Here is a 24,854-nt window from a genome sequence, read left to right on the forward strand (position 1 = left end):
ACCTTCACCATCGACGGAGCCGCCCCCGTCAGCGCGACGCTGAACGGCTCCGGACAGGCCACGGTCACGACCAGCACGCTGGCGGCCGGCAGTCATTCTGTGACGGCGGTCTACGGCGGTGACGCGAACTTCGCGTCCTCGACCGGGACCGACACGCAGACGGTCAATCCGTCCGCGACCACCACGACGGTCACCTCTGCGCCCGACCCTTCCGTGGTGGGGCAGACGGTGACCCTCAGCGCGGCGGTCGCGGTGGTTTCGCCCGGCGTGGGCGTCCCCAGCGGCTCCGTCACCTTCACCATCGACGGAGCCGCCCCCGTCAGCGCGACGCTGAACGGCTCCGGACAGGCCACGGTCACGACCAGCACGCTGGCGGCCGGCAGTCATTCCGTGACGGCGGTCTACGGCGGTGACGCGAACTTCGCGTCCTCGACCGGGACCGACACGCAGACCGTCAACGGGACAGCTCCCACGGTGAGCTCACTCGCCCCCACCTCCGGCACCAGCGCGGGTGGCACCGCTTTCACCCTGACCGGAACCAACCTCACCGGCGCCGCTGTCACCTTCGGCGGCACCCCCGTCATCCCCGTCACCGTCAATGCCGCGGGAACCGTCCTCACCGGCACCACGCCCGCCCATGCCGCTGGCAACTCCATCGTCCGGGTCACCACCCTCGCCGGAACCACAACTGTCCCCGGCGGGTACACCTACACCCTGCAACGCGTCTATGTCACCAACCAGAACTCCAACAGCGTGTCGGTCATCAACGCACTCACCAACCTGGTGATCGCCACCCCCATCACCGTCGGCACCAGTCCGCAGGGGGTGGCGATCACCCCGAACGGCGCCACCGCCTACGTCGCCAACTTCGCCTCGAACAGCGTGTCGGTGATCGACACGGGCAGCAACACCGTCATCAAGACCATCGTTCTGGGCGCCGGCCACGGCCCGCAGGGGATGGCGGTCACCCCGAACGGAACCGCGGTCTACCTCACCAACCAAAGCTCGAACACCGTGTCGGTGATCGACACGGCCACCAACGCCCTCATCGGCTCCGCCATCACTGTGGGCACCACCCCGAGCGGTGTGGCGATCACCGCGGACGGCACCCGCGCCTACGTCACCAACTTCAACTCGGCCAACGTGTCCGTGATCGACACGGCCACCAACACGGTCATCGGCACCCCCATCACCGTCGGTACGAGCCCGTACGGTGTGGCGGTCGCCCCGGACCGCCCCCGTGCCTACGTCACCAACCAGAACTCGAACAGTGTCTCGGTGATCAACACGTCCGCCAACACGGTGATCGGCGCCCCCATCACCGTCGGCGCCAACCCGCGTGGTGTGGCGATCACCCCGGACGGCACCCGGGCTTATGTCGCCAACTTCAACTCGGGCACGGTGTCCGTGATCGACACGGGCCCCAACACGGTCATCGGCGCCCCTATCGCCGTCGGCGCCAACCCGCGTGGTGTAGCGATCACCCCGGACGGCACCCGCGCCTACGTCACCAACAACGGCTCGAACACCGTGTCGGTGATCAGCACGGCCACCAACCTGGTCATCGGCACCGTTACCACCGGCACCGCCCCGGCCGGCGTGGCGATCACTGCTTTCTGACGACTTGCCGATCGGGGAGGACGACCCGCAGCCGGTACTGAGGCCGAGGCCTTGGTACCGGCAAGCCCTCACCATCGACCGAAGCCCTTGCAACCGCCACGACATGGCCAGCGCCTACGGACAGCTCGGCCTCCTGGCCGGAGCCCGCAAACAGCCGACCCTCGCCCTTGAACGGGTCGTCCGGAGTGCAGCCCCTTTTCACGCAGTACTCCCCGTCCCCCTCACAGCGACAGAGGCAGACCCGCGCCCGGAAGTACATTTCCCCGAGTTCCCTTGGAGCGCTGGTCTCGGCGACGGGATGCTGAGGGAGATATTTGTGGGAGCTCGACAAGTACCTTTGCTTGCTGTTTCGGCGTCTGTCGGCCTCGACCACAGCTGAACCGGTTGCTCGGCTCACGTTCGCGTACTCCTCTTGGAGACGCCGCCGGTGGACAGCCGGTGGACAGACGCCTTTGGACAGTGCATCCCGAGGCAACACGGGATATCGAGGCACACCTGTTCTGATCAGGCAGAACATCACCGGACAACATGACTCGGCACCACGCAACACGATCGCTCATGGTCTCGTAATGCGTAGGTCTCGGGTTCGAATCCCGAAGGCGGCTCTTTGAAAGCCCCAGGTATCACTCACCGTGACCTGGGGCTTCTTCGTGTCCGGGGGCGGGACGGGGCGCGTGGCGGGACGCGGGACGGGGCGCGTGGCGGGGGTGCCGGGCGTCGGGCGTTCAGTGGCTCCGGCCCGACCACGATCCCGGCGCGCGGCCGCCGAGGAGTGGGGGCGTCAGCCGCGGCAGGCCGGGAAGGCGAGGTGTGAAGTACCCGTGAAAACCCTGTGGAAGCGATGTCGGCAGAGCCGCTTATGCTGCACCCGACGATCATGCGGGACCAGGGGAGGGCGCAGTATGTTCGGCAAGTTGTTCGGTGGGCGTGAGGAGAGACCGGAGACGGATCCGTACGCCCTTCCTGTTCCGCGCAGGCAGAGGAACGGGATGTACACGCTGCGCGCGCTCGGGGACCGGCGGGTGCTCGCGCTGGTGGAGGCGGCCGATGCGGGGGACTGGGAGGCGGTCAAGGCCGCGCTGGCTCCCTTCGATCTCGGCCGCGACCATCAGGTCCTGGGCGAGTTCGCCGACCTGGACGGGGTGCAGGACTGGATCGGCCGGGCCGTCGAGGAGGACAAGGAGCACCGGGCGGAGGCGCTGCTGATATCCGGGACGCGCTACATCAGCTGGGGCTGGGAGGCGCGTACCGACGACCGTGCCGTCAACGTCAGCAAGGAGCAGTGGCGGGTCTTCCACGAGCGCCTCCGTATCGCCGAGGAACAGCTCCTCGAAGCGGCCGAGCTGCGGCCGGAGTGGATCACGCCGTGGCGCCGTCTCCTCACCTCCGGCCGGGGCATGTCGCTGGGGCCCGCCGTCAACAGGACCCGGCTCGACGCCGCGCTGCGCCGTGACCCGCTGGACCTGGAGACCCACCTCGAATGGCTGTCGCAGTCGCAGCCCCGCTGGGGCGGCGAGCCGGGCGAGGCCCTGGCGTTCGCCCGCGACGCGCTCGCCCGCGCCCCGCAGGGGCACCGGCTCGGCTGTGTGGTCGCCATGGCGCACATCGAGGAATGGGTCGAGTCGGACGGCGAGGACTGCCTGCGTACTCCCGAGATCCAGGCGGAGCTGCGGGCCGTGGCCGACCACAGCATCCTCCACCCCGCCCATGTGCGGCGTCCGGGATGGCAGCACGACTTCAACACCTTCGCCATGGCCTTGTCGCTGGCCGGTGAGCGCCATACGGTCAGGCGCGTCTTCCAGGCGCTCGACGGCGCCTACACCAGCTGGCCCTGGGTCTATTTCGCGGAGCCCGAGAAGCAGTTCGCGCGCCGCCACCGCCGCGGCTGAGCGCATGCCGGTCCCGGTCCCGCCCCGCCATCCGCCGTTCCTACTGCCCCGGACTGCCCGATGACTCTGCCCGACACCGCCGCGAACCCGCCCGGCGCCGATCGCACCTTCCAGGTGGATCTGCGCGGCCTGGTCGACCTCCTCTCCCACCACCTCTACTCCAGCCCCCGTGTCTATCTGCGCGAACTCCTGCAGAACGCGGTGGACGCGCTGACCGCCCGGCGCGGCCTCGAACCGGACGCCCCCGCCGACGCCTTCGGCATCCGCCTGTACGCCGACGGCTCGGCCGTACGCGTCAAGGACGACGGGGTCGGTCTCACCGAGGCCGACGTGCACACCTTCCTCGCCACGATCGGCCGCAGCAGCAAGCGCGCAGAACGGATCGCCGAGCAACGCGGCGACTTCATCGGCCAGTTCGGGATCGGGCTGCTGTCCTGCTTCCTGGTCGCGGACGAGATCCACGTCCTGAGCCGGTCCGCCCGCACGCCCGGCGCGCCCGCCGTGGAGTGGCGGGGGCGCGGCGACGGCAGCTACACCGTCCGCACGCTGCCCGCGTCCGCCCGCCCCCGGCCCGGTACGACCGTCACGCTGACACCGCGCGCCGACGCGGGCGAGTGGACCCGGCCGGCCCAGGTGCACGCGCTGGCACGGCACTTCGGCTCCCTGCTGCGCCACCCGGTGACCTTCGACGACGGCGCGGGCGGTCCGGGGGCGTCCGTCAACCCCGAGCCCGCACCCTGGGCGCGTACGTACCCCACCCCGGGCACCCGGTCCCGGGCGCTGGCCGCGTACGGCGAGGAGGTCTTCGGGTTCACGCCGCTGGACGTCATCGAGCTGGACCTGCCGGCCGTGGGTCTGAAGGGCATCGCGTGCGTGCTGCCCGAGGCGGTGCCGGCCGGGCGCCGCCACGGCCACCGCGTGCACGTCAAGGGCATGCTGCTGTCCGAGAAGGCCGAGGAGATCCTGCCCGAGTGGGCGTTCTTCGTCCGCTGCGTGGTCGACGCCGAGAGCCTGCGCCCGACGGCCTCCCGCGAGTCCCTGTACGAGGACGACACGCTCGCCGCGGTCCGCGACGCCCTCACCGAGCGGCTGCGCGCGTGGATCGCCCGTGCCGCCGCCAGCGATCCGGACCTGCTCGCCCGCTTCCTCCAGGCCCATCACCTGGCCGTGAAGTCGCTCGCGGTGCACGACGACGAGATCCTGCGGATGCTGCTGCCCTGGCTGCCGTTCGAGACCACCGACGGGCACACCACCCTCGACGAGTTCGCGCGTACCCACCGCACCGTGCTGGTGACGTCGAGCGTGGAGGAGTTCCGGCAGGTCGCGGCCATCGCCTCGGCCGCCGGGCTCGGCGTCGTCAACGGCGGCTACACCTTCGACCGTGAACTGGTCCACCGGCTGCCCGAGATCAGGCCCGAGGCCAGCGTCGCCGACCTCGACCCGGCGACGCTGACCGCCCATCTCGACCCCGTCGACCGCGAGACGGAACTGGCCGCCGCGGCCTACCTCGGCCTGGCCCGCGACGCCCTCGCCGTCTTCGACTGCGATGTCGCGCTGCGCACCTTCCATCCCGCCTCCGCACCCGCCCTGCTCGTCGACAGCCGCGAGGCCCGGCACGAGCGCACCCGCTCGCAGCTCGCCCGTGAGCAGGAGGGCGGGCTGTGGGGCGACATCCTCGGCGCGCTGCGCCAGGAGGCCCCGCGGGCCCAGCTGATCCTCAACCAGCTCAACCCGCTGGTGCGCACCGCCGTCGCCATCGACGAGCCCGAGCTGGCCCGCACCAGCGCCGAAGCCCTCTACGGGCAGGCCGCGCTGCTGTCCCGGCGCCCGCTCCGGCCCGCCGAATCGAGCCTCATCAACCGTTCCTTCCTCGACCTTCTCGCCCACGCCCTGCGCAAGGACAGCTGACGATGCCGACCGCACCCCAGACCACCGACGAGCTGTACGAGGCGCTCCAGGAGAACGACCGTCGCCCCTACGGCCGGACCCGCACCGTCACCGCCGAGGAACTCGTCGACGCCGCCGAGCAGTTCGCGGAGCCCGTACCGCTCGTCCACGCGCTCTTCGAGCTCCAGGAGGCGTACACCTACGGCTCCGAACCCCGGAAGTCGCCCGTCGTCTTCGCCCGCCTGCTCACCCTGTTCGACGAGCAGCCCGACGTCTTCGACGAGCGCCGGCGCCATCTGCTGTTCTGGCGGTTCAAGTGGGTGGCCAACGCCCTGCTCGCCCTGCCCGAGATACCGCTGGCCGCGCTGCGCCAGTGGCTGACGGAGATGCGCGACCGGTACGAGAAGGCCGGCCTGGGCCTCCAGCCCTACTACGGACAGGCGTACCAGCTCGCCGCCCACATCGGTGAGGGCACCACCCTCGCCCATGAGCTGTGGGCGGGCCGCTCCCGTACCCCGCTCAGCGACTGCGAGGCCTGCGAGATCTGCGAGCTGGCCCGGCACCATCTCGCGGCGGGCGACGACGAGCGGGCGCTGGACATCTGGGAGCCCGTCCTGGCCGGGAAGGAGTCCTGCCAGGAGGAACCGGCCCGCTCCGTCTCGTACGCGCTGCTGCCCCTGCTGCGCACCGGCCGCACCGACCGGGCCCGCGAACTGCACCTCGCCGGCTACCGGGGCTGCCGCCGCAATCCCTCGATGTCCGCGGAGATCGGCCGGCACCTGGAGTTCTGCGCGCTGACGGGCAACGAGGCCCGCGGTCTGGAACTGCTCGCCGAGAACCGGAACCTGTTCGACGAGGTGGAGTCGCCGCTGGAGCTGTCCGGCTTCCTCACCGGTGTGGAGGTCCTCCTCCAGCGCGTCGAGCTCCTCGGCCACGGCGACCTGCCCGCCGCCGGATACGCGGGCCGCACCTGGACGGTGGCGGGCCTGCGTGCCGAGGTGCGGGGCCGCGGTGACGACCTCGCCGCCCGCTTCGACGCCCGCAACGGAACCACGGCCCACACCGACCGCCGACGGGCCCGCCTGGAGCGTGCCCCGCTCCTGGACGCGCTGGAACTGACCCTGCGCACCCGCCGTCTCGACGACGTGGCCCCGGCCGTCCCGGTGGCCGCGCCCGCCGCCCGCGCGGACGCCGGCGTCCCCGAGTCCCTGCCCGAACTCATCGTCCGGGCACGGGCGCTGGAGGAGCAGGGGCACCCGGACGCGCGGGCCTGCTGGGCGCGGCTGCGCACCCGCGCCGCCGCCCGCGACTACACCCACCCCGAGGACCCGGCCGTGGGTCCGCTCGTCCGGCTGCGCGCGGACCTGCTGGCCGACGAGGCGGGCCGGGCGGGCGAGAAGGACGAGTTCGCCGAATGCGCCGCTCTCCACGAGGAGGCGGCGGGCCTGTACGAGGACGCCGGGGCGCCGGGTGACGCGGCGCTCGCCCGCGCGTGCGCGCTGCTGGCCACCGCCGAGATCCCCGCGGAGGGCGCCGACGACGCCGCCGGGGCGAAGGCAGCCGCGCTGAGCGCCGCCCACGCGGCCATGGTCCGCCTGCACGAGGGGACGCCCGGCCTCGCCCCGTACCAGGAGGCCCGCCTGCTGCGGCTGCGGGCGACCGCGCTCGGGTTGCGGCTGCAGACCTCGGGGAGCGAGGAGCACGCCGCACCGGTCTTCGCCGAGGCGGACCTGCTGCACGCGTTCGCCATCCGGCACGACGTCGGCAGCCAGATCTCCGGCGCCCTGCTGCTGCGCGCCAGCACCCACGCGCTCACCGGCGACCTGCCCGCGGCGCTCACCGCGACCGATGTCCTCCTTGACCGGCTGAGGGCTTCCGGACCCGCCTGGCACCTGCCCCGTACGCTCGGACTGCGAGGCCGGCTCCAGCTCGGCCTCCGGGACGCGCAGGCCGCGCACGCGGACCTGGCCGAAGGACTGCGGCTGGCCGCCGACTGGCCGGCCGGCTCGGTCGACACCACCGGCATCCACAGTGATCTGGCCGAGGCCTGCATGCACCTGGGCCGCCCCGACGAGGCACTGCGGCACCTGACGCGTTCGGCGGAGCTGGGCCTGCGCGACGGCAGCCGGACGGACGCGTACTGCTCCTACAGCAACGCGGCGCAGCTCTGCCTCGACCTGGGCCGGGTCGAGGACTGCATCGCTCTGCTGGACTCCCTCCTGGCCGGACCGGACGTCACCGGCGGGGAGCTGGACGAACGGCTCGTCGCCCAGCTGCGGCTGACCCGCGCCCGCGCGCTGCACGCGGGGGAGGACCTCAAGGCCGCCACGGCGGAACTCCTCGTCCTCTCCGCCGAGTCGGCCGGCTGGGAGGACGACCCGGGGAGCCACGCCATGATCGCCGCCGAGACCGCCGTACTCCTCGGCGAGTCCGGCGAGTTCGGCCGGGCCCGTGAGGCCGTGGAGCAGGCGCTCGCCGCCCATGCCCGCGCCCCTCGCTACGAGCAGCTCAGCAACTGCCTGCGCGAACTCGCCCGTCTCCAGGCCCAGCAGCAGGGCCCCGACGGCCTGGCCGACGCCCTCGCACAGCTGGCCGACGCGGGCAGGATCGCCGACGAGGCCCGCGCCGCCGGGTACGAGGCCCAGGGACGGTCCCTGGACACCGCCCTGGCCTACGAATGCGGGCGGGTCCAGGCCCATGCCGGTGAGTACGAGGCCGCCGTGTCCGCCCTGGACAAGGCGCTCGCCCTGATCGGCGAGCCGGGGCCGGAAGAGGACAGCGCCGAGGAGTGGGCCGAGTGCGTCCGGCTCGCCGGTGCCGTGGAGGGCATCTACCTGGAGCGTCCCGCTCCCGCCCTCGCCCGCCTCGACGCCGCGGTCTCCCGGCTGACCGCCCTGGGCCACACCGAGGAGGCCGGGGAACTGGGCTCCCTGGCCGCCCGGCTGCGCGACGAGGAGTGAGACCGGCGCGGTGAACGGGCGCGGTGAACCGGCGCGGTGAACGGACGCGGTGAACGGACGCGGGGCGGTGTGCCGGAGCGTGGTGCTCCGGCGCACCGCCCCTCGTTCTGCCGTCTCTACGCGAGGCCGCGGGCGCGGGTGAATCTGGCCAGGGCGGCGGGGAGTTCGACGAGCGGGGCCGGATAGTCGTAGCGGGCCCGCTCCCGGGGCGGGAGCTTCCAGGGTTCATGGACCGCGGCGCCCTCCAGACCGGCCAGTTCGGGCAGCCAGCGGCGTACGTAGTCGCCCCGCGGGTCGTGGCGGCGGGCCTGGACGGTGGGGTTGAGGACCCGGTTGGGCCGGGTGTCGGTGCCGGTACCGGCCGTCCACTGCCAGTTGAGCTGGTTGTTGGCCACGTCCCCGTCGACCAGCAGGTCCAGGAAGTGCCGGGCGCCGACGCGCCAGTCCAGGTAGAGCGTCTTGGTGAGGAAGCTCGCGGTCAGCATGCGCGCCCGGCCCGGCATCCAGCCCTCGTGGCGCAGCTGGCGCATCGCCGCGTCGATCACCGGATAGCCGGTGAGGCCGTCTCGCCAGGCCTGCGCCTCGGCGTCGTCGTGCCGCCAGCGGTCGAGCCGGGGCCGGTAGTCGCTGTGCGCGGCCTGCGGCCGGGCCGCCAGGACCTGCTGGTGGAAGTCGCGCCAGGCCAGTTGGCGTACGAAGGCCTCGGCGCCGGGGTTCGCGCGGCGCCCGGCCCGGTGGACCAGCTCGGTGGCGGACAGGGTGCCGAAGTGCAGGTGCGGGGAGAGCCGTGAGGTGGCGTCGGCCGCGAGGTCGGAGTTCCGGTCGGCGTAGGCGTCCAGCGACGTGCGCAGCCAGGAGGTGACGTGCCGGCGGGCCTCGTGTTCGCCGCCCGTCGCGAGACCCGGTGACACTCCGGCGACACCCGCGCGCCGGGGCAGGTCGGGCGCGCCGATGTCCTCGGGGACCGGGACGGACCGTGGGGCGGCCAGGGGCTTGCGCGCGGCCGTCCCGTGCCAGCGCCAGAAGTACGGGGTGAACACCGCGAAGTGGTCCTTGCCCTGCGGGACGTGGGCCCCCGGCGGAGCCACCGTGACCACCGCGTCGTGGACCCGCAGCGTGCGGCCCCGCCGGGCGAGCGCCGCGCCCAGCCGCTCCTCGCGCCGTTGCGCGTAGGCGCTGGAACCGGCGGCCACGTGGACCTCGCGGGCGCCGTACCGGTCGGCCACCGCGCAGACCTCCGCCACCACCCCGCCGGACCGCAGCACCAGCCGCCCGCCGCGCTCGCGCAGACCGGCGTCGAGGCCGGCCAGGCAGTCGGCGAGGAAGGCCCGCCGGTTGGGCGCGTCGAAGCCGGCCGCGCGCACGCCCTCGTCGAGCACGAACAGCGGGACCACCCGCTCGGCGCCGCGCAGCGCGGCACGCAGGACCGGGTTGTCGTGCAGCCGCAGATCGGCGGTGAACAGACAGACGGCGACGCTCACTTGTGCGCTCCGGTCGTCCGGCAGGTGTCCGTGTCGGTCATGTGACCGGCCTTTCTCGCGGGTCCGGGGTGCGAGAGGGAACGTAGCGGACGGCCGGCGGCGGCGGACGGAGCCGTGCCGGTGGGATCAGGCGTCCGACCCGGACGGGTACGCGGCTTCGAACGCGGCCCGGAACAGGGCGTTGACGTCCTGGCCGCTGAGTCCCTCGGCCCGCGCCTGGCGCATCCATTCCGACAGCGCGCCGTGCAGCGGGGAACCGGGGCCCGTCAGGGGCTGGGCGAGGGAGCGGGTGATGAAGGTGCCCGCGCCCTGGCGCACCTCGGCCAGGCCCGCCCGTTCCAGCTCGCGGTAGGCCTTGAGGGTGGTGTTCGGATTGACCTTGGTGGTCGCCGCGACCTGCGCCGCGGTGGGCAGCCGGTCGCCCTCCTCCAGAGCGCCCATGCGCAGGGCCTGTTCGACCTGCCGGACGATCTGGAGATACGTTGCCACTCCGCTGCGCCGGTCGATGCGGAATACGACCACGGACTTCACCTTCCGCTCGATTGCCGACACTTTACGAATACGGGTGCGGGTGCCCTACAGGGGGCGCCGGGAGACCCGCCACAGGGTGAACGCCGTCAGCAGCGCCGTACCGGCGAGCAGGATGCCCGCGCCGGTCCACTGCATGGCGGCCATCTGGCCGTAGTCGAGGTACTCGATGACGCTGTTGACGATGCCCTTCTCCTTGATGCACGCGTCGGTGGCCTTCTCGGTCGCCTCGGCGCAGGAGCCCCACCCGTAGAGGGTCCCGTCGGCGCTCCCGACCCAGCGGTCCACCTCGTACGACTCGGAGAGCCGGGCGGGGAGTTCGCCGTTCAGCGGGTAGGTGAACACATGGGTCGGAGCCAGGTGCAGCCGGAGCTCGTCCCAGGCGATCTGCGCGACCGCGGAGAAGACGAAGGTGACCACCATCGAGGCCAGGACGCGGCGCAGCAGGACGCCGATGGTGATGCCGGCGGCGGTGAGGAAGAGACAGAGCGCCGGGAGCACGGGGCCGGTGCTGTCGAAGACCGAGCCCTCCACCCAGCTGCTGGGGAAGACCGAGCGGTAGGGCTCCCACCACCAGGTGAAGAGCGCGGAGAGCACCGCGCCGGCCGCCAGGGCCACGGCCAGGCACCAGGCGAACTTCACGGTCAGCCAGCGCAGTCGGGTCACGGACTGGGTGGTGACCAGCTGGGCGGTGCCGTGCTCCTGGTCGGCGGCGATCAGGGGGGCGCCGAAGAACACGGCGAGGATCACCGGCAGCCCGCCCAGCAGGGTGGAGAGGTAGTCGTACTGGTCTCCCAGGGGCTGATCGGGGGCGGGCTTCCCGGGCCAGCCCGCGTCGTCCAGCAGCTGGATCAGCTCGGCGCGCTGGTACACGATCAGGGCCGAGCAGGCGAGCACCAGCGCGAGGACGGAGGCCAGCGCGGCACGGTGCTGGCGTACCACGAGCCAGCTCAGCCCGCGCAGTATCCGCGGCCGGGCGGTCCGTTCGGTACGGGAGTCGGTCGGGGTGGTGCTCATGCGGTCCTGTTCCCTTCGGCCTCGATACGGGCGCCGGGTGTGTACAGCGAGGGCGCGTCCGGTGAGCGGAGATGGGCGAGCAGTACTTCTTCCAGACTGGGTTCGGAGATCTGCCAGCCGCCGGAGAGGGGGCCCTTCGGCCGGACCAGGGCGTGGAACTGCCGTCCCTGGATCTTCGCCTCGACCACGGTGTGCGGGGCGAGCGCGGAGGGCAGCGCCCCGTCCTCGGTGACACCCGTGACCAGACAGTGGGCCGGGACCAGCGCGTCGGCGTCACCCGCCATCCTGATCCTGCCGTCGGCGAGGACCAGCAGGTAGTCGCACATGTCCTCCAGCTCCGTCAGCATGTGGGAGGACATCACCACGGTGGTGCCGCGCTCGACGGCCTCCGCCATCAGCAGGGTGCTCATCTCGTCGCGCGCCAGCGGGTCGAGGTCCGACATCGGCTCGTCCAGCAGCAGCAGATCGGGCCGCTTGCCGAAGGCGAGCGCGAAGGCGACACGGGTGCGCTGACCGCCGGAGAGCGTGCCGACCCGGGCGTCCATCGGGACCTGGCCCGAGCGGACGATCCGTTCGGCCGCCGCCTTGTCCCAGCCGGGGTTGAGCTCGCTGCCCATACGCAGTGTCTCGGCCACGGTGAACCGTTTGAACAGGGGCTTGTCCTGCCCGAGGAAGGCGAATCGGGGCAGCACGGCGGGGTCGTGCACGGGGATGCCGAAGACCCGGAGCTCACCGTCGGTCGGCTGCACCTGCCTGGTGGCCAGACCGAGCAGGGTGCTCTTCCCCGCGCCGTTGGGGCCGACGAGACCGCAGATCCGTCCGGCCGGCAGCCGGAAGGAGCAGTCGCGCAGGGCCCAGCCGCGCCGGTATCGCTTGCTCAGGCCGCGGGCCTCCAGGGCCCACGTACCCGAAGTCCCGTTCGGGGTGCTCGTGTCCGCCACGCGCCTCGCCTCGATTCCACTAGTCAACTAATGGAATCATGGAGTCTTGCGTGAGAGTGTGTCAAACAGTGGGCAGGACACGCGCGAGGCGCCGGCCGAGGACCCTCCGGGTACCTTCTCGCCGACGCCTCGCGCGGTGGTTCTTGCCGGTGGTGCGGTGGTGCTGTGCTGCGTTGCCGGGTCCGGGGCGGGCCCGGGTCCTGCCCGTCCGTGTCCGCACCGGTGGCGGGGACGGGCAGGAGGCATGCTCACCGCCTTGGCGGATGAGCGGGCCCGCCGGTCAGCGGAACCTGGTCAGTTCACCTCCAGGGTGACGTCGTCCACGACGAAGGAGGTCTGGAGGGACTGGTCCTCCACACCCGTGAACTTCAGGACGACCGTCTGGCCCGCGAACTCCCCGAGGTCGTGGGTCTTTTGCGCGTACCCGGTGGCGCTGTCCGTGTTCGACAGGGCGGCCAGCGTCTTCCCGCCCGCCGTCACCGTGAAGGTGTCGTAGGCGGTGGCCTCCGTCTCGGCGGTGTCGATGTGCACGTAGTACGAGAGCCGGGCCGAGGTGCAGCCGGCCGGGATGGTCACGCTCTGGGCGGCGCTGTCGGTGCGCGGGGAGCCCCAGCCGTTCAGCCAGGCCGTGAACGAGCCGCCGTGCGGTGTCTGGCCCTGCTGATCGGTGATCACGCCGGACGTGGTGGTCCACGGCGAAACGCCGTTCTCGAAGCCGCCGTTGACGACCACCTGTGCCGGGGTGCAGCCGCCGCCGCTGCCGACGGTCAGGGTGTACGTGGTGCTGTGGCTGACGTTTCCGGCGGCGGTGACCTTCAGGCTGTACGTGCCCGGCGTCACCGTGGCGCCGACCTGGACGGAGAGGGTCGCCGTGTCGCCGGTGCGCACCGAGGACGGGCTCACCGCGGCGGTCACCCCGGCGGGCGCGCCGCTGACCGAGAGGCTCACGGTCTGGGCGGCGCCGCTGACCGTCGTGGTGTTCACCGTCGCGGTGGCGGTGCCGCCCGGCTCGGCCTTCCCGGCGGCCGGGCTGACGGCGACCGAGAAGTCCTGCGCCGGGGTGTCGCCGCCGACGGCCTGCTTCCAGATCGTGTAGGCCACGCCGTCGGCGCTGCGGTCCAGCACCGTGGCGTTGATGTTGTTCGTCGTGTCACAGGCGCTGTGGTAGCAGGAGTCGTACGCGACGTTCGCCGAGCCGCCCCACTTGGCCGCCTGCGCCGAGGTCTTGCGGGCGCCGGCCCCCGCCGCGTACCCGGAGGTCGCGATGCCGGCCTGCTGGAAGGAGTAGTCGTCGCTGCGGCCCTGGCCCTCGACGTTCTCCTCGGGCGCCAGGCCGAGCGAGGTCCAGTACGCCTTCATCGGGGCGGCGGCGGCCGAGTTGACGTTGTTGATGAAGTAGCCGCCGTTGGTCGAGCCGACCATGTCGAAGTTGTAGTACGCCTTGATGGCCGTGCGCTCGGAGCTGGTCAGCCGGTTGACGTAGAACTTCGAGCCGTTGAGCCCCTGCTCCTCGTCGGTCCACCAGGCGAAGCGCACGTGCTTCGTCATGGTGGGGTTCTTCTGCGCCAGCACGAGCGCGTTCTCCAGCAGGGTCGCCGAGCCGGAGCCGTTGTCGTTGATGCCGGGGCCGGCCGAGACGCCGTCCAGGTGGGAACCGAACATGACCGTCTGGTCCGCGGGGCCGCCCGGCCAGTCGGCGATCAGGTTGTTCGACGGGTAGGTGCAGCTGGTGCAGGTCTGCTCGGTGACCGTGTAGCCGGCCGCCTGGAGCTTGGCCTTCACATAGGCCAGCGACTGGGTGTATCCGGCGCTTCCGGCCCGGCGGTTGCCGCCGTTGGCCGTGGCGATGGAGCCCAGCTCACCGAGGTGCGCACGGACGGCGGCCACGTCGATGTTCGGCGGGTCGGTGCCCGGCTGGGTGCCGCCGACGTTGAGCGTGTAGTCGACGGTGTGCGACAGGCTCGCGCCCTGGCCCTTCACGACGACGGTCGTGGAACCGGGTGCGGCGTTGGCCGAGGCGGTCAGCGTCAGTGTCGAGGACTGGCCGGACTGCACGGTGGCGGGGGAGAACGAGGCGGTGACCCCGGACGGCAGCCCGGTGGCGCTCAGTGTGACCTGCTGGGCCTGCCCGGTGGTGGTGCTCGTGGTCACCGAGGTGCTGACCGAGGCACCCTGCTGGACGCTGCCGGAGGCCGGGTTGAGGGCCATCGAGAAGTCGTTGTTCTGGCCCGAGGGCGTACAGGCCGGGTCGGCGGTCTGGGCGGGCACGCTGATCGCGTCCCAGGCGGCCCTGGTCTTCGTGTGCAGGCCACAGGTGGCGTCGAGCGCCTTGGCCGAACTCAGCGTCGCCGTGCGGTACTTCTTGTACGACATGCTGCTGGTCTTGAGCAGCATGCCCCCGTAGAAGATCTTGCCGGCCGTGGTGACGCCCACACCGGTCAGCGAGGTGCCGTTGCAGGTGCTGCTGTTGGGCTTGCCGCCCCCGGGGCTGGTGCCCTCGGCGAGCAGATAGAACCAGTGGTTGAGCGGACCCGCCGCCGCGTGCGTCTCGGTGCCGGGGATGGAGGCGCTGTAGCAGGCGGGGTCGTTGTTGACGGCCGGCGGGTTGTACATGTTGCGTATCGGGCCGCGGCCCTGGAGGTCGACCATCTCGCCGACGGTGTAGTCCGGGACGTCGTACGGCGCGGGCTGGCCGGCGTACGACTCGGTGAGCGCGCCGAAGATGTCACCGGTGGCCTCGCCGAGACCGGACTCCTGGCCGCTCGTTCCGCCGGGGGTGTTGGTGTCGATGGCGTGCCCGTACTCGTGGGCCACCACGTCCATGCCGGCTATCCACTGGTTCGTGCTGTTGCGGCCGATGGTGACCTGGCTGCCGTCCCAGTAGGCGTTCAGCTCGTTCAGGCCGACCTTGCCGGGGAAGGAGCGGCCGTTGCCGCTGACGCCGTTGCGCCCCAGCCAGTCCTTGAGCATGTCCCACTGCTTCTGCGCGGCGAACATCAGGTCCACGCAGCCGGTTTCCTTGGAGGTGGGGTTGCCGGTGCCCCAGGAGTCGGAGGACTTCGAGAAGACCTGGCCGGTGCTGTAGTCGGCACAGCTCAGCCCGGTGCGGTTCGGGTCACGCAGCGAGTAGGAGCCGCCCGACGCGGTGGTGTCGATGGTGAGCGGGGCGGGGCCGTTCCACTTGCTGTTCCCGGTGCCGGCCACCACCTCGTCATGGGTGTCGAGAACCTTGCCGGTGCGCGCGTCCACATAGACGTGCAGCTTGCTGGGCGCGCTCCTGGTACGGCCGGCCACGACGGTCTCCCAGGCCAGCGCCTGCCGCCCGTCGTTGATCTTCACCACCAGCCGGCTGTCCACGACCTTGTCGACCCGGGCCAGCCTGGCGCGGGCGACCGTCTCGGCGCGCTCGGCGCTGATCCTCGGATCGGTGGCCACGTCCACCTGCCGGGCGCTGGCGGACCGCACCGCGCGGACATCGCCGTCGCCGTCGGCCAGCACCACCGCGTCACCGCCCACGACCGGCAGGCCGCGGTAGCTGCGCTCGTAGGCGACCGAGTAGAGGCCCTTCAGCCAGGGGGTGACCTGCCGCCGTTCGTACTGCTCCTGCGGCGCGTTGACCAGCGAGTCGAGGCCGCTGCCTACGGCCTTGTCGGCGGCCTCGACAGCCCGTGCGGCCGGATCGGCGGCGGCGGTGGATCCGGACCGGGGGGCGGCCGCGGCGGCCGTGTGCGTCATGACGCCGGCGAGGCCGGCCGTCAGTGACAGCGTGGCCGCGACGGCCGTGAGTCTGATGGATCGCACGGGTTCACTCCAAGGGGGAGGAGGACGGGTGGGGGAGCGGTGCGCTGCCGAGTATGAGCGTGAACATGGCAAAGGGGCCCATCTCTCCCGGCCATAAAGCGCGAGTATGGGGCGGGCCGAACCTTCGGCGCCCGTCGGTCTCCGGCGGCGCGCGGGCGCGACGGCGTGGGTGCGGCGGCGTGGGTGCGGCAGTGCGGCGGAGCGCGCGCGACGGTGCCGGCGGCTCGCCGTTCTCCCGGCTGCGCTCGGCCCGTCCCGGGCAGTCAACTCCCGTACTCAGAAGTGGTGTTGAGGGCGTTGCGAACGCCGCCCGCAGGCGTCGTACTCACCTGCTGGGCCTGCGGGTTCAGCCGCGCAGGTAGGCCAGGACCGCGAGTACCCGGCGGTTCGTGGAGCCGGACAGGCTGAGGTCGAGCTTGGTGAGGACCGAGCCGAAGTGCTTGCTGACAGTGCCTTCGCTGACCGTCAGGGCCGCCGCGATGGAGGCGTTGGACTTGCCCTCGGCCATCAGCGCCAGCACCTCCTGCTCACGGGCCGTCAGCCGCGACATGGGGTCGCGGCGGTGCCGGATCAGCTGTCTGACGACCTCCGGGTCGACCACCGTGGCGCCCTCGGCCACCCGGTGCAGGGCGTCGATGAACTCCTCGACGTTGCCGATGCGTTCCTTCAGCAGATAACCGACGCCCGTCCCGTCCGACGAGTCGAGCAGATCCTCGGCGTAGGTGCGCTGCACATACTGGCTGAGCACCAGGACGGGCAGTCCCGGCCGCTGCCGGCGCAGCTCGACCGCGGCCCGCAGCCCCTCGTCGGAGAAGCCGGGCGGCATCCGTACGTCCGTCACCACGACGTCCGGGCGGTGTTCGATCACCGCCGCGGTCAGCTCCTCGGCGGTGCCCGCTCCGGCGACCACCTGATGACCGAACCGCTCCAGCAGGCCGACGAGGCCCTCGCGCAGGAGCACACTGTCCTCGGCCAATACGATGCGCAGCATCAAGTCCTCGATCGGGCGGGTGAGCAGGGGACGTGAAGGCGGAACACGGTAGGGCCCCCGGGCGGACTGGACACTAGCAGGTGACCGCCGAGCACCGAGATGCGATCGGCGACACCCTGGAGGCCCGTGCCGTCGACCGTGCCGGCACCGCCGATCCCGTTGTCCTCGACCTCCACGGTGAGCCGGCCCCTCTCCGCCCGTCCGGTCACCTTCGCCCGGGTCGCGCGGCTGTGTTTCGCCACGTTCGCCAGTGCTTCGCAGATCGCGAAGTAGACGGCGGTCTCGATGGCTTCGAGCATCCGGCCGGGCAGATCGAAGTTCACGTCCACCGGAACCGCGGAACGGTCGGCGATGTCCTCCACCGCGGCCTCCAGGCCCCGGTCGGTCAGGACCTGGGGATGGATTCCCCGGATCAGCTCCCGGATCTCCACCAGCGCGACCCCCGCCTCCTCGTGCGCCTTGGTGAGCAGGCCGCCGAGTGGCTCGGCGGGGTTCTCCAGCCTGGCCAGGCCCAGCGTCATGGACAGGGCGACGAGCCGCTGCTGCGCCCCGTCGTGCAGATCCCGTTCGATACGGCGGCGTTCCGCCTCGAAGGCGTCCACCAGACGCATCCGGGAGCGGCCCAGCTCCTGGATGCGGGAGTCGAGCCCCGGCTCCGGGATGGAGAGCAGTTGCCTGGTCAGTACGGCGCGGCCGGCGGCCAGCACCCCCAGCGGATAGGCGAGCAGCGGGAGGAGCAGCACACCGGCGAGCAGCGCGGCGAAGGCCTCCGGGTAGGAGTCGGCCAGCCAGAGCTTGAGTACGCGGGCCTCCTCGTCGCCCCCCGCGGCCATCATCACGGGTGTGGCGATCAGACTGCCGCAGACGGTGAGGACCGTGCCGACGGCTAGCCCCTCGAGGGGCCACAGCAGACAGGCGAACAGCAGCGCGTAGCCCATCTCCCGCCAGGTGGCCCGCTCCTGGAGCCGCGTACGCAGCCAGGAGGACAGCCCGGTGCTCGGTGGTTCGCGATGCGGGCCGGGGACCGGTTCGCGGTCCAGGAGCCGGAGCCTGCGGCGCTCCAGGGCGGCCAGCGGGATGCCGGTGAGGACGAGCGTGAGGAGCAGGGGCACGCCGATCAGGACCACCGTGAGCACGCTGCCCGCGATGGCCAGCAGAAGCAGCGTGAGCAGCGTGGCGACACCGAGCGGCACGCTGGTCAGCAGATAGAGCGCCGCGCGCCACGGCCAACCGCTGAGGACGTAGCGGCGCTGTTGGAGTGCCTGCCAGAGGCTGGGGGAGTGCATGGGGGCACGCTATGAGGCCCCGTGCCCGCGGACCACCCGGCCGGCTCCACCCCCGGGGTGGGCACGGTCTCCTTCAGAGGCGTCCGCTGATGAACGCCAGCAGTTCCGCTTCCGCCGGCACCAGGTAGAAGTGGTCGCCGGGGAAGACCCGGCTCTCGAAACCGGCCGTGGTGAGCGCCGACCAGGAGGCCAGTTCGGCCACGTCGCAGCCCGGGTCGCTCTCGCCGCCGACCGCGGTGACCGGTGACCGCAGCGGGGGCGTGTCCGTGGGCCGGTAGGACTCGATCAGCCGGTAGTCGCCGCGCAGGGACGGCATCAGCAGCGGCCGGAGTTCGGGGTCGTCGTACACGGCGGAGGCCATGTGGCCCAGACGCCGGGCCGAGGCGATGAGCCGGTCGTCGTCCAGGGTGTGCAGGGTGCCGCCGGGCCCGGTGCGGGGTGCGCCGCGTCCCGACACGATGACGCGGGCGGGGACGATGCCGTGCCGGTCCTCCAGGCGGCGCGCCACCTCGTAGGCGACCGCGGAGCCGAGGCTGTGCCCGAACAGGAAGAGCGGCAGCCGCGGTTCACCGGTGACCACAGGTCCCAGCGCGTCGGTGATCCGGTCCGCCAGCTCGGTCATGTCCTCGACGCAGGGCTCGTCGAACCGTTCCTGGCGGGCCGGGTACTGGGTGGCGAGCAGTTCCACATCGCCGGGGATGCGCCGCGGCCAGCGGTGGAACAGAGTCGCCGTGCCGCCGGCGTGCGGGAAGCAGACCAGCCGGGCCCTGACCGTCCCCGCTCGTCGATACGTCCGGAACCAGGGGTTCCCTTTTTCGGTGTCGATGACCGTCACGCGAATTTCCACCTCTCGGGGCCCGTCCGGCCCGCCCTCGTGCACGTCATGATCCGGCCTTCATGCGGCTGACGGACATCCTCGCGCGTGCGGGGTCCTGTCCGGGCAGATTCCTGCCTTCCGGTTCCCTGCCCTTCGGTACGGGTGCAGCCATCGCGCACAGGAAGGTGGAGCCATCTCCACCACCAGGACTCCCCTCCGCTCCGATGTCCCGGAAGCGCGGGCCCTATTGAGTGGACACCATGAATCAAGCAGCCGTCCGGCTCAGTTCGGTCACCCGGTCCTACGGCAAGGACGCCGGCGCGGTCACCGCGCTGGACCGGGTCACCTTGGACATTCCTCAAGGCACCTTCACCGCCGTCATGGGCCCGTCGGGCTCCGGCAAGTCGACTCTGCTCCAGTGCGCCGCAGGGCTGGACCGGCCCACCGGCGGCCAGGTGTTCCTCGGCGACACGGACCTGACCCGGCTCGGCGAGAGGCAGCTGACGCTGCTGCGGCGCGAGCGCATCGGGTTCGTCTTCCAGGCCTTCAACCTGCTCCCCTCGCTGACCGCCGAACAGAACGTGGCGCTCCCGCTGCGTCTCGCCGGCCGCCGCCCCGAACGGGCCCGGGTGCTGCACGCGCTGGAGCAGATGGGCCTGCGCGAGCGTGCCGGGCACCGGCCCAGCGAGATGTCCGGCGGCCAGCAGCAGCGGGTGGCCCTGGCCCGCGCCCTGGTGACCCGCCCCGAGGTGCTGTTCGGGGACGAGCCGACCGGCGCCCTGGATTCCACCACCGGCCGGGAGGTGCTGTCCATGCTCCGCTCGATGGTGGACCGCGGCCAGACCGTGATCATGGTGACGCATGACCCGGTCGCCGCCTCCTACGCGGACCGGGTGCTGTTCCTGGCCGACGGCCGGGTGCGGGACGAGCTGTACGCGCCGTCCGCCGAGCAGGTCGCCGCGCGCATGACGAAGCCGGCGGTGGTCCCGTGCTGAGCCTCGCACTGCAGGGCATGAAGACCCGCTGGGTCACCTTCGTCGGCTCCTTCATCGCCCTGGCCCTGGGCGTCGGGCTGATCGCGACCACCGGGCTGGCCCTCGCGGCCACCTTCAGCGCCCCGGACCGCGGCCCCGAGCGGTTCGCGAAGGCCCCCGTCGTCGTCCAGGCCGCCGACCGGCTGCGGGTCGACACCCCGATCGGCATCCGGACCCAGCCGCTGGACGACCCCCGCCCGGTACCGGAGGAACTGGCCTCCCGACTGGCCGGTCTCGGCCGCACGGTCGAGGACCGGACCTTCCCGGTCACCGTCCGGGACGCGGACCTCGACGGCGACGGCGACGGCGAGGGAACGGTCGGTCACCCCTGGTCGGTCGCGGGCTCCACCCCGTACCGGATCTCCGGCGGACGCGCCCCCTCGGCGCCCGGCGAGGTCGTCGTCACGGCCGGGCCCGGCGCCGAGGTGCGCACGGGGGACCGGATCGAGGTCGTCACATCGGCCGGCACCCGGACCCGGACCGTCGTCGGCACCGTGGCGCCCGCGGGCTTCGAGACCGCTGTGTTCTTCACCGACGCGGAGGCCGCCAGGATCTCGCCGGCCATCGACGCCGTGGTGGTGCACGCGGACGCGGAGCGGGTGCGGGCACTGGCGGGGGAGAGGACCGGCATGGTCGTCCTCACCGGCGACGACCGGCGCCGCGCCGACCCCGACCCCGACCGCGACGACGAGGCGATGGTCTCCGTCAACGCGCTGCTGGGAACCGCCGCCGCCATCACCGGATTCGTCTCCGTCTTCGTCGTCGCCTCCACGTTCTCCTTCGCGGTGGCCCAGCGCAGGCGCGAGTTCGGCCTGCTGCGCACGGCGGGCGCCACCCCCGGCCAGGTCCGGCGGATGGTGTACGCGGAAGCCGTCGTCATCGGCATCCTGGCCTCGGCCGCCGGCTGCTGGCTGGGCGCCGCCGGAGCACCGCGCCTCGCCGCCTGGATGGTCGACGTGGAGATCGCGCCCCACTGGTTCGCCGTCGGCGACCAGACCTGGCCGCTGCACACCGCCTTCTGGACCGGGCTGTCCGTGGCCATGGCCGGAGTGCTGGTCTCCTCCTGCCGGGCCGGGAAGGTCGGCCCCACCGAGGCCCTGCGCGAATCGGCCGTCGACAGCCGGGCGATGCCGCCGAGCCGCTGGCTGATGGCCGGGATCGTGCTGCTCACCGGACTCGGGCTGCTGGGCATGGCGCTGGTCTCCGACCCCGGGGACGTACTCAAGCGCAAGACCTACATCACCCAGCCGATGCTGCTGATCGTCGGGTTCGCCCTGCTGGCACCGGTCCTGGTCCGGCCGCTGACCCGGCTGCTGACCTGGCTGCCCGCCCGGCTGCCCGGCGCCACCGGCGTACTGGCCAGGGAGAACGCGGCCGCCGGGGTGCGCAGGACCGCCGCAGTGGCCGCCCCCGTCATCATCACCGTCGCCCTCGCCGCCTCCCTCATGGGGACGACGGCCACCATCAACGAGGCCAAGGCCACCGAGGCGCGCAACCACACCGTCGCCGATTTCGTGATCGCCTCGGGCGACGAGGGCCGGGCCCTGTCCCCCCGGTTCGTCGAACGCGCCCGGGCCATCGACGGCGCCACCGTCAGCGCCTCGCGCTCCACCGGGGTGACGGTCCTCGAAGAGGGCACGGCCCTGGTCAAGTCCGAGGCGAAGGCGGTCACTCCGGCCGATCTCGCCGCCGTCTCCGACCTGCCCGTGGTGGCGGGCCGGCTCACCGACCTCGACGACCGGAGCATCGTCGTCAACGAGGAGTGGCTGACCACGACCGTGGGGCAGCGGGTCTCCGTCTGGCTGGGCGACGGCCGCAAGGTCTCGCTCAGGGTCGCCGCCGTACTCGGCACCGGCACCGGCAGCAACGGGGTGTATCTGACCCCGCGCAACGCCGCCGGCGCCGGGATCGACCGGATCGACGTCAAGGTGCGGGACGGCGCCGACCGCGCCGCCGTCGCCGCCGCCCTGCGCGAGGCGGGCGCGGACACCGGCACCGAGGTGCTGACCAGGAGCGAGTGGGTGGAGAAGCACTACCCGCGCTCCAGCGAGAACACCCGGCTCGGCCTGCTGATGATCCTGGGCATCGCCCTCGTCTGCACGGGCATCGCGCTCGCCAACACCCTGGTGATGGCCACCTCCGACCGGGTCCGCGACCTCGCGGTGCTCCGTCTCTCCGGCGCCACCCGGGCGCAGGTCCTGCGCCTGATCGCGGTGGAGGCGCTGGTGGTGGTCGCGGTGGGAGCCGTGATCGGCGGCGCCGTGGCCGCGCTGAACCTGCTCGGGGTGTGGGGTGCGCTGGGACTGCTGGACGTGTGGTCGGCGGTCGTCGTGCCCTGGGGGACCGTCGGCGCGGTCGTCGCGGCCGGCGCCGTCCTGGCCACCGTCTCCGCCGTCCTGCCCGCCTCCTTCGCCCTGCGCACCCGGCCGGTCGAACTGGCCGGAATGCGCGAGTAGTCCGGCCTCATGGAAGGGCCGAGGGCGCGCCGGGGAACTACTGAACCCCGCCGCCCGCACCGGAACCGAGTCCGTCGCCGCACCTCTTTGGTGCGGCGGCGGACGCGGTGGTGCCAGGCTGTGCGTCAGGCGGACGGCCCCGCCATCGCCACCGCGATCCTGCGCCGCGAGCATGTTGTCGACGACCCGGATGTCGTGCCGCTCCCGGTCGAACCGGGCACTGGCCTCCCGGTAGCACTGGCGCAGATGCGCCACCACGTCTTCCGGACGGCGCCCCGTCCCCGTAGGTACGGGTTGGTCGGCAGGTCCTCGGGCGCGAAGATCTCCTCCCGGCCCTCCCTGACGTCCGCGCCTACGGGACAGCCCTTAGCGTGCTGACGTGGAAGAACGTGATGTGGTTGAACCACACCGGCCGGCCCGCCCGTCACCGGGTGGCTGTGCGCTGGTCGACGTCGCCTCCACGCAACAACGCCGATGCCAGGTCTCGGAGAACGCCAACGTTGCAATGTGGCAGGGGAGATGACTGTCCGACGTGTGAGGCAGGGCAGAGCGAGAGAGAGGCGGTCTCCCGCAATACGCGTGCGGGGGACCATCTCTGCCCGGGCGGCCGGATACTCGGCTAATCCACTACACGGAAGGAGCCGGGCGAACCAGATCGCACGGTGGTAATGAAGGCCGAGAAGGCGGACGAGGGGACGACCAGCGAGGGCCCTTGGGCCTGCTTGGAATCCCGGATGCCGACCTGTCCGTACAGATCGGCAACCTCGACGCAGTTCCCCTCTGCCCCGCTGCTGTAGGACGACTTGAACCAGGCACCGGCAGGTGCCACGTTGGTGGACTGCTCGTTGGCGTTGATAGCTATGACTTCCGTTCTTCCTGTTCTTTCCTGGCTTCCGAGAGGATGCGCGGGGTCTCGTGAGGCGCCCGTGCCGACGCCCGCAGCGCGTCGAACCGGCGGCTGAACCGGCCCACCTCGGGCTTCTTGTCGGTCACCCACGCCTGTCCGTTGACGTGGTCGGCCTGCACCATTTTCGGTAGAGGCTCTGGAAGCTCAAGGAGTGCGAAGTTCTGGCTCGCGCGGTAACCGGCTGAGGAGGACGGCAGTATCTGCACGGTGATGTGGTCGAGCTCTGCCAGTTTCTCGATCTCGTCGTACTGCTCGACCATGATCTCCTTCCCGCCGATCGTGCTGCGAATCGCGTCCTCGGACAGGATGACCCACAACGGCCGAGGCTCGTCTTCGATGATGATTTTCTTGCGGCTCATCCGCAGTTCCACGTTCGCGTCGATGAACTCGGTCGTGATCTCATCGACAGTTTTCGCGCTCTCCAGGAGCGCGCGGGCATACTTCGGTGTCTGGAGCAGACCGAAGATGAGATTGGGTTGCCACGAGCTGATGGAGAGTGCGTCAGCTTCCAGGCCGACGTAGTCACGCATGCCCTTTTGGAGATGTGGGTTGTACGGAACCCACCATCCCTGGCTCAAGGACTCTCGGTGGATTTTCAACAACTCTTCGACGTTCTCCTCGTCAGTCTCCCCATAGTGATCGAGGAGCGCCTTGAGGTCGTTGGAGTTCGGCAGACCGGTGCGTCCCTTCTCGAGTCGCCACAGCTTTTCTGCGGAGAAGCCGAGGCCAACGATGTGCCAGAGCACCACTGCACGTATCAGTCCGGACCGGTCGGACCGGCCGAACAAGTCCGTTCGATCGACCTGCGTGGACATACCGGTGGAGCAGCACGTCTACGAGGTCGCGTTCCTGCCCGACCCGATCCGGGTGCCCGAGATGCGGCGGGCGGCCACAGCCTTCCTGCGCAGGTCGGGGATCTCGGGCCCCGTGGTTGACGATGTGGCTTTGGCCGCCACTGAGTTGGTGACCAACGCAATCCGCCACGGCGACGGCGCGGTGCATCTCTGCGTCTCGGCAGTGGGTGGTGAGCTGCGGGTTTCGGTGACCGACCAGAGTCCGGATCGGGCTGAGGTCAGGCATGCCGACGTCGAGGAAGTGTCCGGTCGTGGGCTGTTTCTCGTTGCCGCCTTCGCGCACAGCTGGGGAAGCAGTGGCCAAGAGACGTGGTGTACGTTCCGCTACCCGCTGGGGGATGACGGGGCGGTCGCGGCATGACCAACGTATCCAGCCGTCTCCCAA

General features: G+C 71.6%; 17 protein-coding genes and 1 tRNA gene. 8 read left to right on the top strand and 10 right to left on the bottom strand.

What is annotated here, in order from left to right; translation table 11 throughout:
• The 5 genes from ACIGJO_RS25925 to ACIGJO_RS25945 form a co-directional block, all read left to right on the top strand.
• Nucleotides 1–1,620: Ig-like domain repeat protein (locus tag ACIGJO_RS25925; protein ID WP_399961890.1), on the top strand; the 1,620-nt coding region annotated here is incomplete at its 5' end.
• A gap of 420 nt (nt 1,621–2,040) precedes the next feature.
• Nucleotides 2,041–2,225: transfer RNA gene (locus ACIGJO_RS25930), tRNA-Ser, on the top strand.
• A gap of 297 nt (nt 2,226–2,522) precedes the next feature.
• The gene (locus tag ACIGJO_RS25935) at nt 2,523–3,509 is read left to right on the top strand and encodes a hypothetical protein (RefSeq protein ID WP_399961892.1); all 987 of its coding nucleotides are present in this window, start codon (nt 2,523–2,525) and stop codon (nt 3,507–3,509) included.
• A gap of 60 nt (nt 3,510–3,569) precedes the next feature.
• Nucleotides 3,570–5,417 carry an HSP90 family protein gene (locus tag ACIGJO_RS25940; RefSeq protein ID WP_399961894.1) on the top strand — a complete coding sequence of 616 codons (1,848 nt, stop codon included), beginning with the start codon at nt 3,570–3,572 and terminating at the stop codon, nt 5,415–5,417.
• Between the two features lie 2 nt (nt 5,418–5,419).
• Nucleotides 5,420–8,356 (top strand): hypothetical protein, encoded by a 2,937-nt coding sequence (locus ACIGJO_RS25945; protein WP_399961896.1) that lies wholly within the window; start codon nt 5,420–5,422, stop codon nt 8,354–8,356.
• A gap of 116 nt (nt 8,357–8,472) precedes the next feature.
• Here ACIGJO_RS25945 and ACIGJO_RS25950 read toward each other — a convergent pair whose 3' ends face one another.
• The 8 genes from ACIGJO_RS25950 to ACIGJO_RS25985 form a co-directional block, all read right to left on the bottom strand.
• Complete coding sequence (locus ACIGJO_RS25950; RefSeq protein ID WP_399961898.1) at nt 8,473–9,837, bottom strand: cryptochrome/photolyase family protein; 1,365 nt, start codon at nt 9,835–9,837, stop codon at nt 8,473–8,475.
• A 126-nt stretch (nt 9,838–9,963) separates the two neighbouring features.
• A complete protein-coding gene (locus ACIGJO_RS25955) occupies nt 9,964–10,368 on the bottom strand; it encodes a GntR family transcriptional regulator (protein WP_399962091.1) in 405 nt (134 codons plus the stop codon).
• Nucleotides 10,369–10,413: 45 nt separating this feature from the next.
• Complete coding sequence (locus ACIGJO_RS25960; RefSeq protein ID WP_399961900.1) at nt 10,414–11,382, bottom strand: ABC transporter permease subunit; 969 nt, start codon at nt 11,380–11,382, stop codon at nt 10,414–10,416.
• Nucleotides 11,379–12,323: an ABC transporter ATP-binding protein gene (locus ACIGJO_RS25965; protein ID WP_399961902.1), complete on the bottom strand. Its 945-nt coding sequence runs from the start codon at nt 12,321–12,323 to the stop codon at nt 11,379–11,381. Before ACIGJO_RS25965 ends, ACIGJO_RS25960 begins: the two co-directional genes overlap by 4 nt.
• A 294-nt stretch (nt 12,324–12,617) precedes the next feature.
• A complete protein-coding gene (locus tag ACIGJO_RS25970) occupies nt 12,618–16,058 on the bottom strand; it encodes a M28 family peptidase (protein ID WP_399962093.1) in 3,441 nt (1,146 codons plus the stop codon).
• Nucleotides 16,059–16,470: 412 nt separating this feature from the next.
• Nucleotides 16,471–17,115, bottom strand: a complete 645-nt coding sequence (locus ACIGJO_RS25975; protein ID WP_399961904.1) for a LuxR C-terminal-related transcriptional regulator — start codon at nt 17,113–17,115, stop codon at nt 16,471–16,473.
• Nucleotides 17,115–18,401 carry a sensor histidine kinase gene (locus ACIGJO_RS25980; protein ID WP_399961906.1) on the bottom strand — a complete coding sequence of 429 codons (1,287 nt, stop codon included), beginning with the start codon at nt 18,399–18,401 and terminating at the stop codon, nt 17,115–17,117. Before ACIGJO_RS25980 ends, ACIGJO_RS25975 begins: the two co-directional genes overlap by 1 nt.
• A 73-nt stretch (nt 18,402–18,474) precedes the next feature.
• Nucleotides 18,475–19,236 carry a thioesterase II family protein gene (locus ACIGJO_RS25985; protein WP_399961908.1) on the bottom strand — a complete coding sequence of 254 codons (762 nt, stop codon included), beginning with the start codon at nt 19,234–19,236 and terminating at the stop codon, nt 18,475–18,477.
• A 242-nt stretch (nt 19,237–19,478) separates the two neighbouring features.
• Here ACIGJO_RS25985 and ACIGJO_RS25990 point away from each other — a divergent pair, with 242 nt between their 5' ends.
• Nucleotides 19,479–20,213 (top strand): ABC transporter ATP-binding protein, encoded by a 735-nt coding sequence (locus ACIGJO_RS25990; protein WP_399961910.1) that lies wholly within the window; start codon nt 19,479–19,481, stop codon nt 20,211–20,213.
• Complete coding sequence (locus tag ACIGJO_RS25995) at nt 20,207–22,708, top strand: FtsX-like permease family protein (RefSeq protein ID WP_399961912.1); 2,502 nt, start codon at nt 20,207–20,209, stop codon at nt 22,706–22,708. Before ACIGJO_RS25990 ends, ACIGJO_RS25995 begins: the two co-directional genes overlap by 7 nt.
• Before the next feature lie 619 nt (nt 22,709–23,327).
• Here ACIGJO_RS25995 and ACIGJO_RS26000 read toward each other — a convergent pair.
• Complete coding sequence (locus ACIGJO_RS26000; RefSeq protein ID WP_399961914.1) at nt 23,328–23,537, bottom strand: DUF397 domain-containing protein; 210 nt, start codon at nt 23,535–23,537, stop codon at nt 23,328–23,330.
• 29 nt (nt 23,538–23,566) lie between these two features.
• Entirely contained in the window at nt 23,567–24,430 is an 864-nt protein-coding gene (locus tag ACIGJO_RS26005; RefSeq protein WP_399961916.1) for a helix-turn-helix domain-containing protein, read from the bottom strand.
• Nucleotides 24,431–24,434: 4 nt separating this feature from the next.
• On the opposite strand from ACIGJO_RS26005, the gene ACIGJO_RS26010 reads away from it, so the two are divergent.
• Entirely contained in the window at nt 24,435–24,830 is a 396-nt protein-coding gene (locus tag ACIGJO_RS26010) for an ATP-binding protein (RefSeq protein ID WP_399961918.1), read from the top strand.
• Nucleotides 24,831–24,854: the final 24 nt, after the last annotated feature.

It is taken from the genome of Streptomyces sp. NPDC079020 (assembly GCF_044542225.1).
In the GTDB taxonomy this organism is placed as follows: domain Bacteria; phylum Actinomycetota; class Actinomycetes; order Streptomycetales; family Streptomycetaceae; genus Streptomyces.

Bases quoted from the DNA above. Each gene is read 5' to 3' on its own strand.
- ACIGJO_RS25940 (WP_399961894.1), top strand. From the start codon at position 3,570: ATGACTCTGCCCGACACCGCCGCGAACCCGCCCGGCGCCGATCGCACC.
- ACIGJO_RS25960 (WP_399961900.1), bottom strand. From the start codon at position 11,382: ATGAGCACCACCCCGACCGACTCCCGTACCGAACGGACCGCCCGGCCG.
- ACIGJO_RS25990 (WP_399961910.1), top strand. From the start codon at position 19,479: ATGAATCAAGCAGCCGTCCGGCTCAGTTCGGTCACCCGGTCCTACGGC.
- ACIGJO_RS25980 (WP_399961906.1), bottom strand. From the start codon at position 18,401: ATGCACTCCCCCAGCCTCTGGCAGGCACTCCAACAGCGCCGCTACGTC.
- ACIGJO_RS25945 (WP_399961896.1), top strand. From the start codon at position 5,420: ATGCCGACCGCACCCCAGACCACCGACGAGCTGTACGAGGCGCTCCAG.
- ACIGJO_RS26005 (WP_399961916.1), bottom strand. From the start codon at position 24,430: ATGTCCACGCAGGTCGATCGAACGGACTTGTTCGGCCGGTCCGACCGG.
- ACIGJO_RS25970 (WP_399962093.1), bottom strand. From the start codon at position 16,058: ATGACGCACACGGCCGCCGCGGCCGCCCCCCGGTCCGGATCCACCGCC.
- ACIGJO_RS25975 (WP_399961904.1), bottom strand. From the start codon at position 17,115: ATGCTGCGCATCGTATTGGCCGAGGACAGTGTGCTCCTGCGCGAGGGC.
- ACIGJO_RS25935 (WP_399961892.1), top strand. From the start codon at position 2,523: ATGTTCGGCAAGTTGTTCGGTGGGCGTGAGGAGAGACCGGAGACGGAT.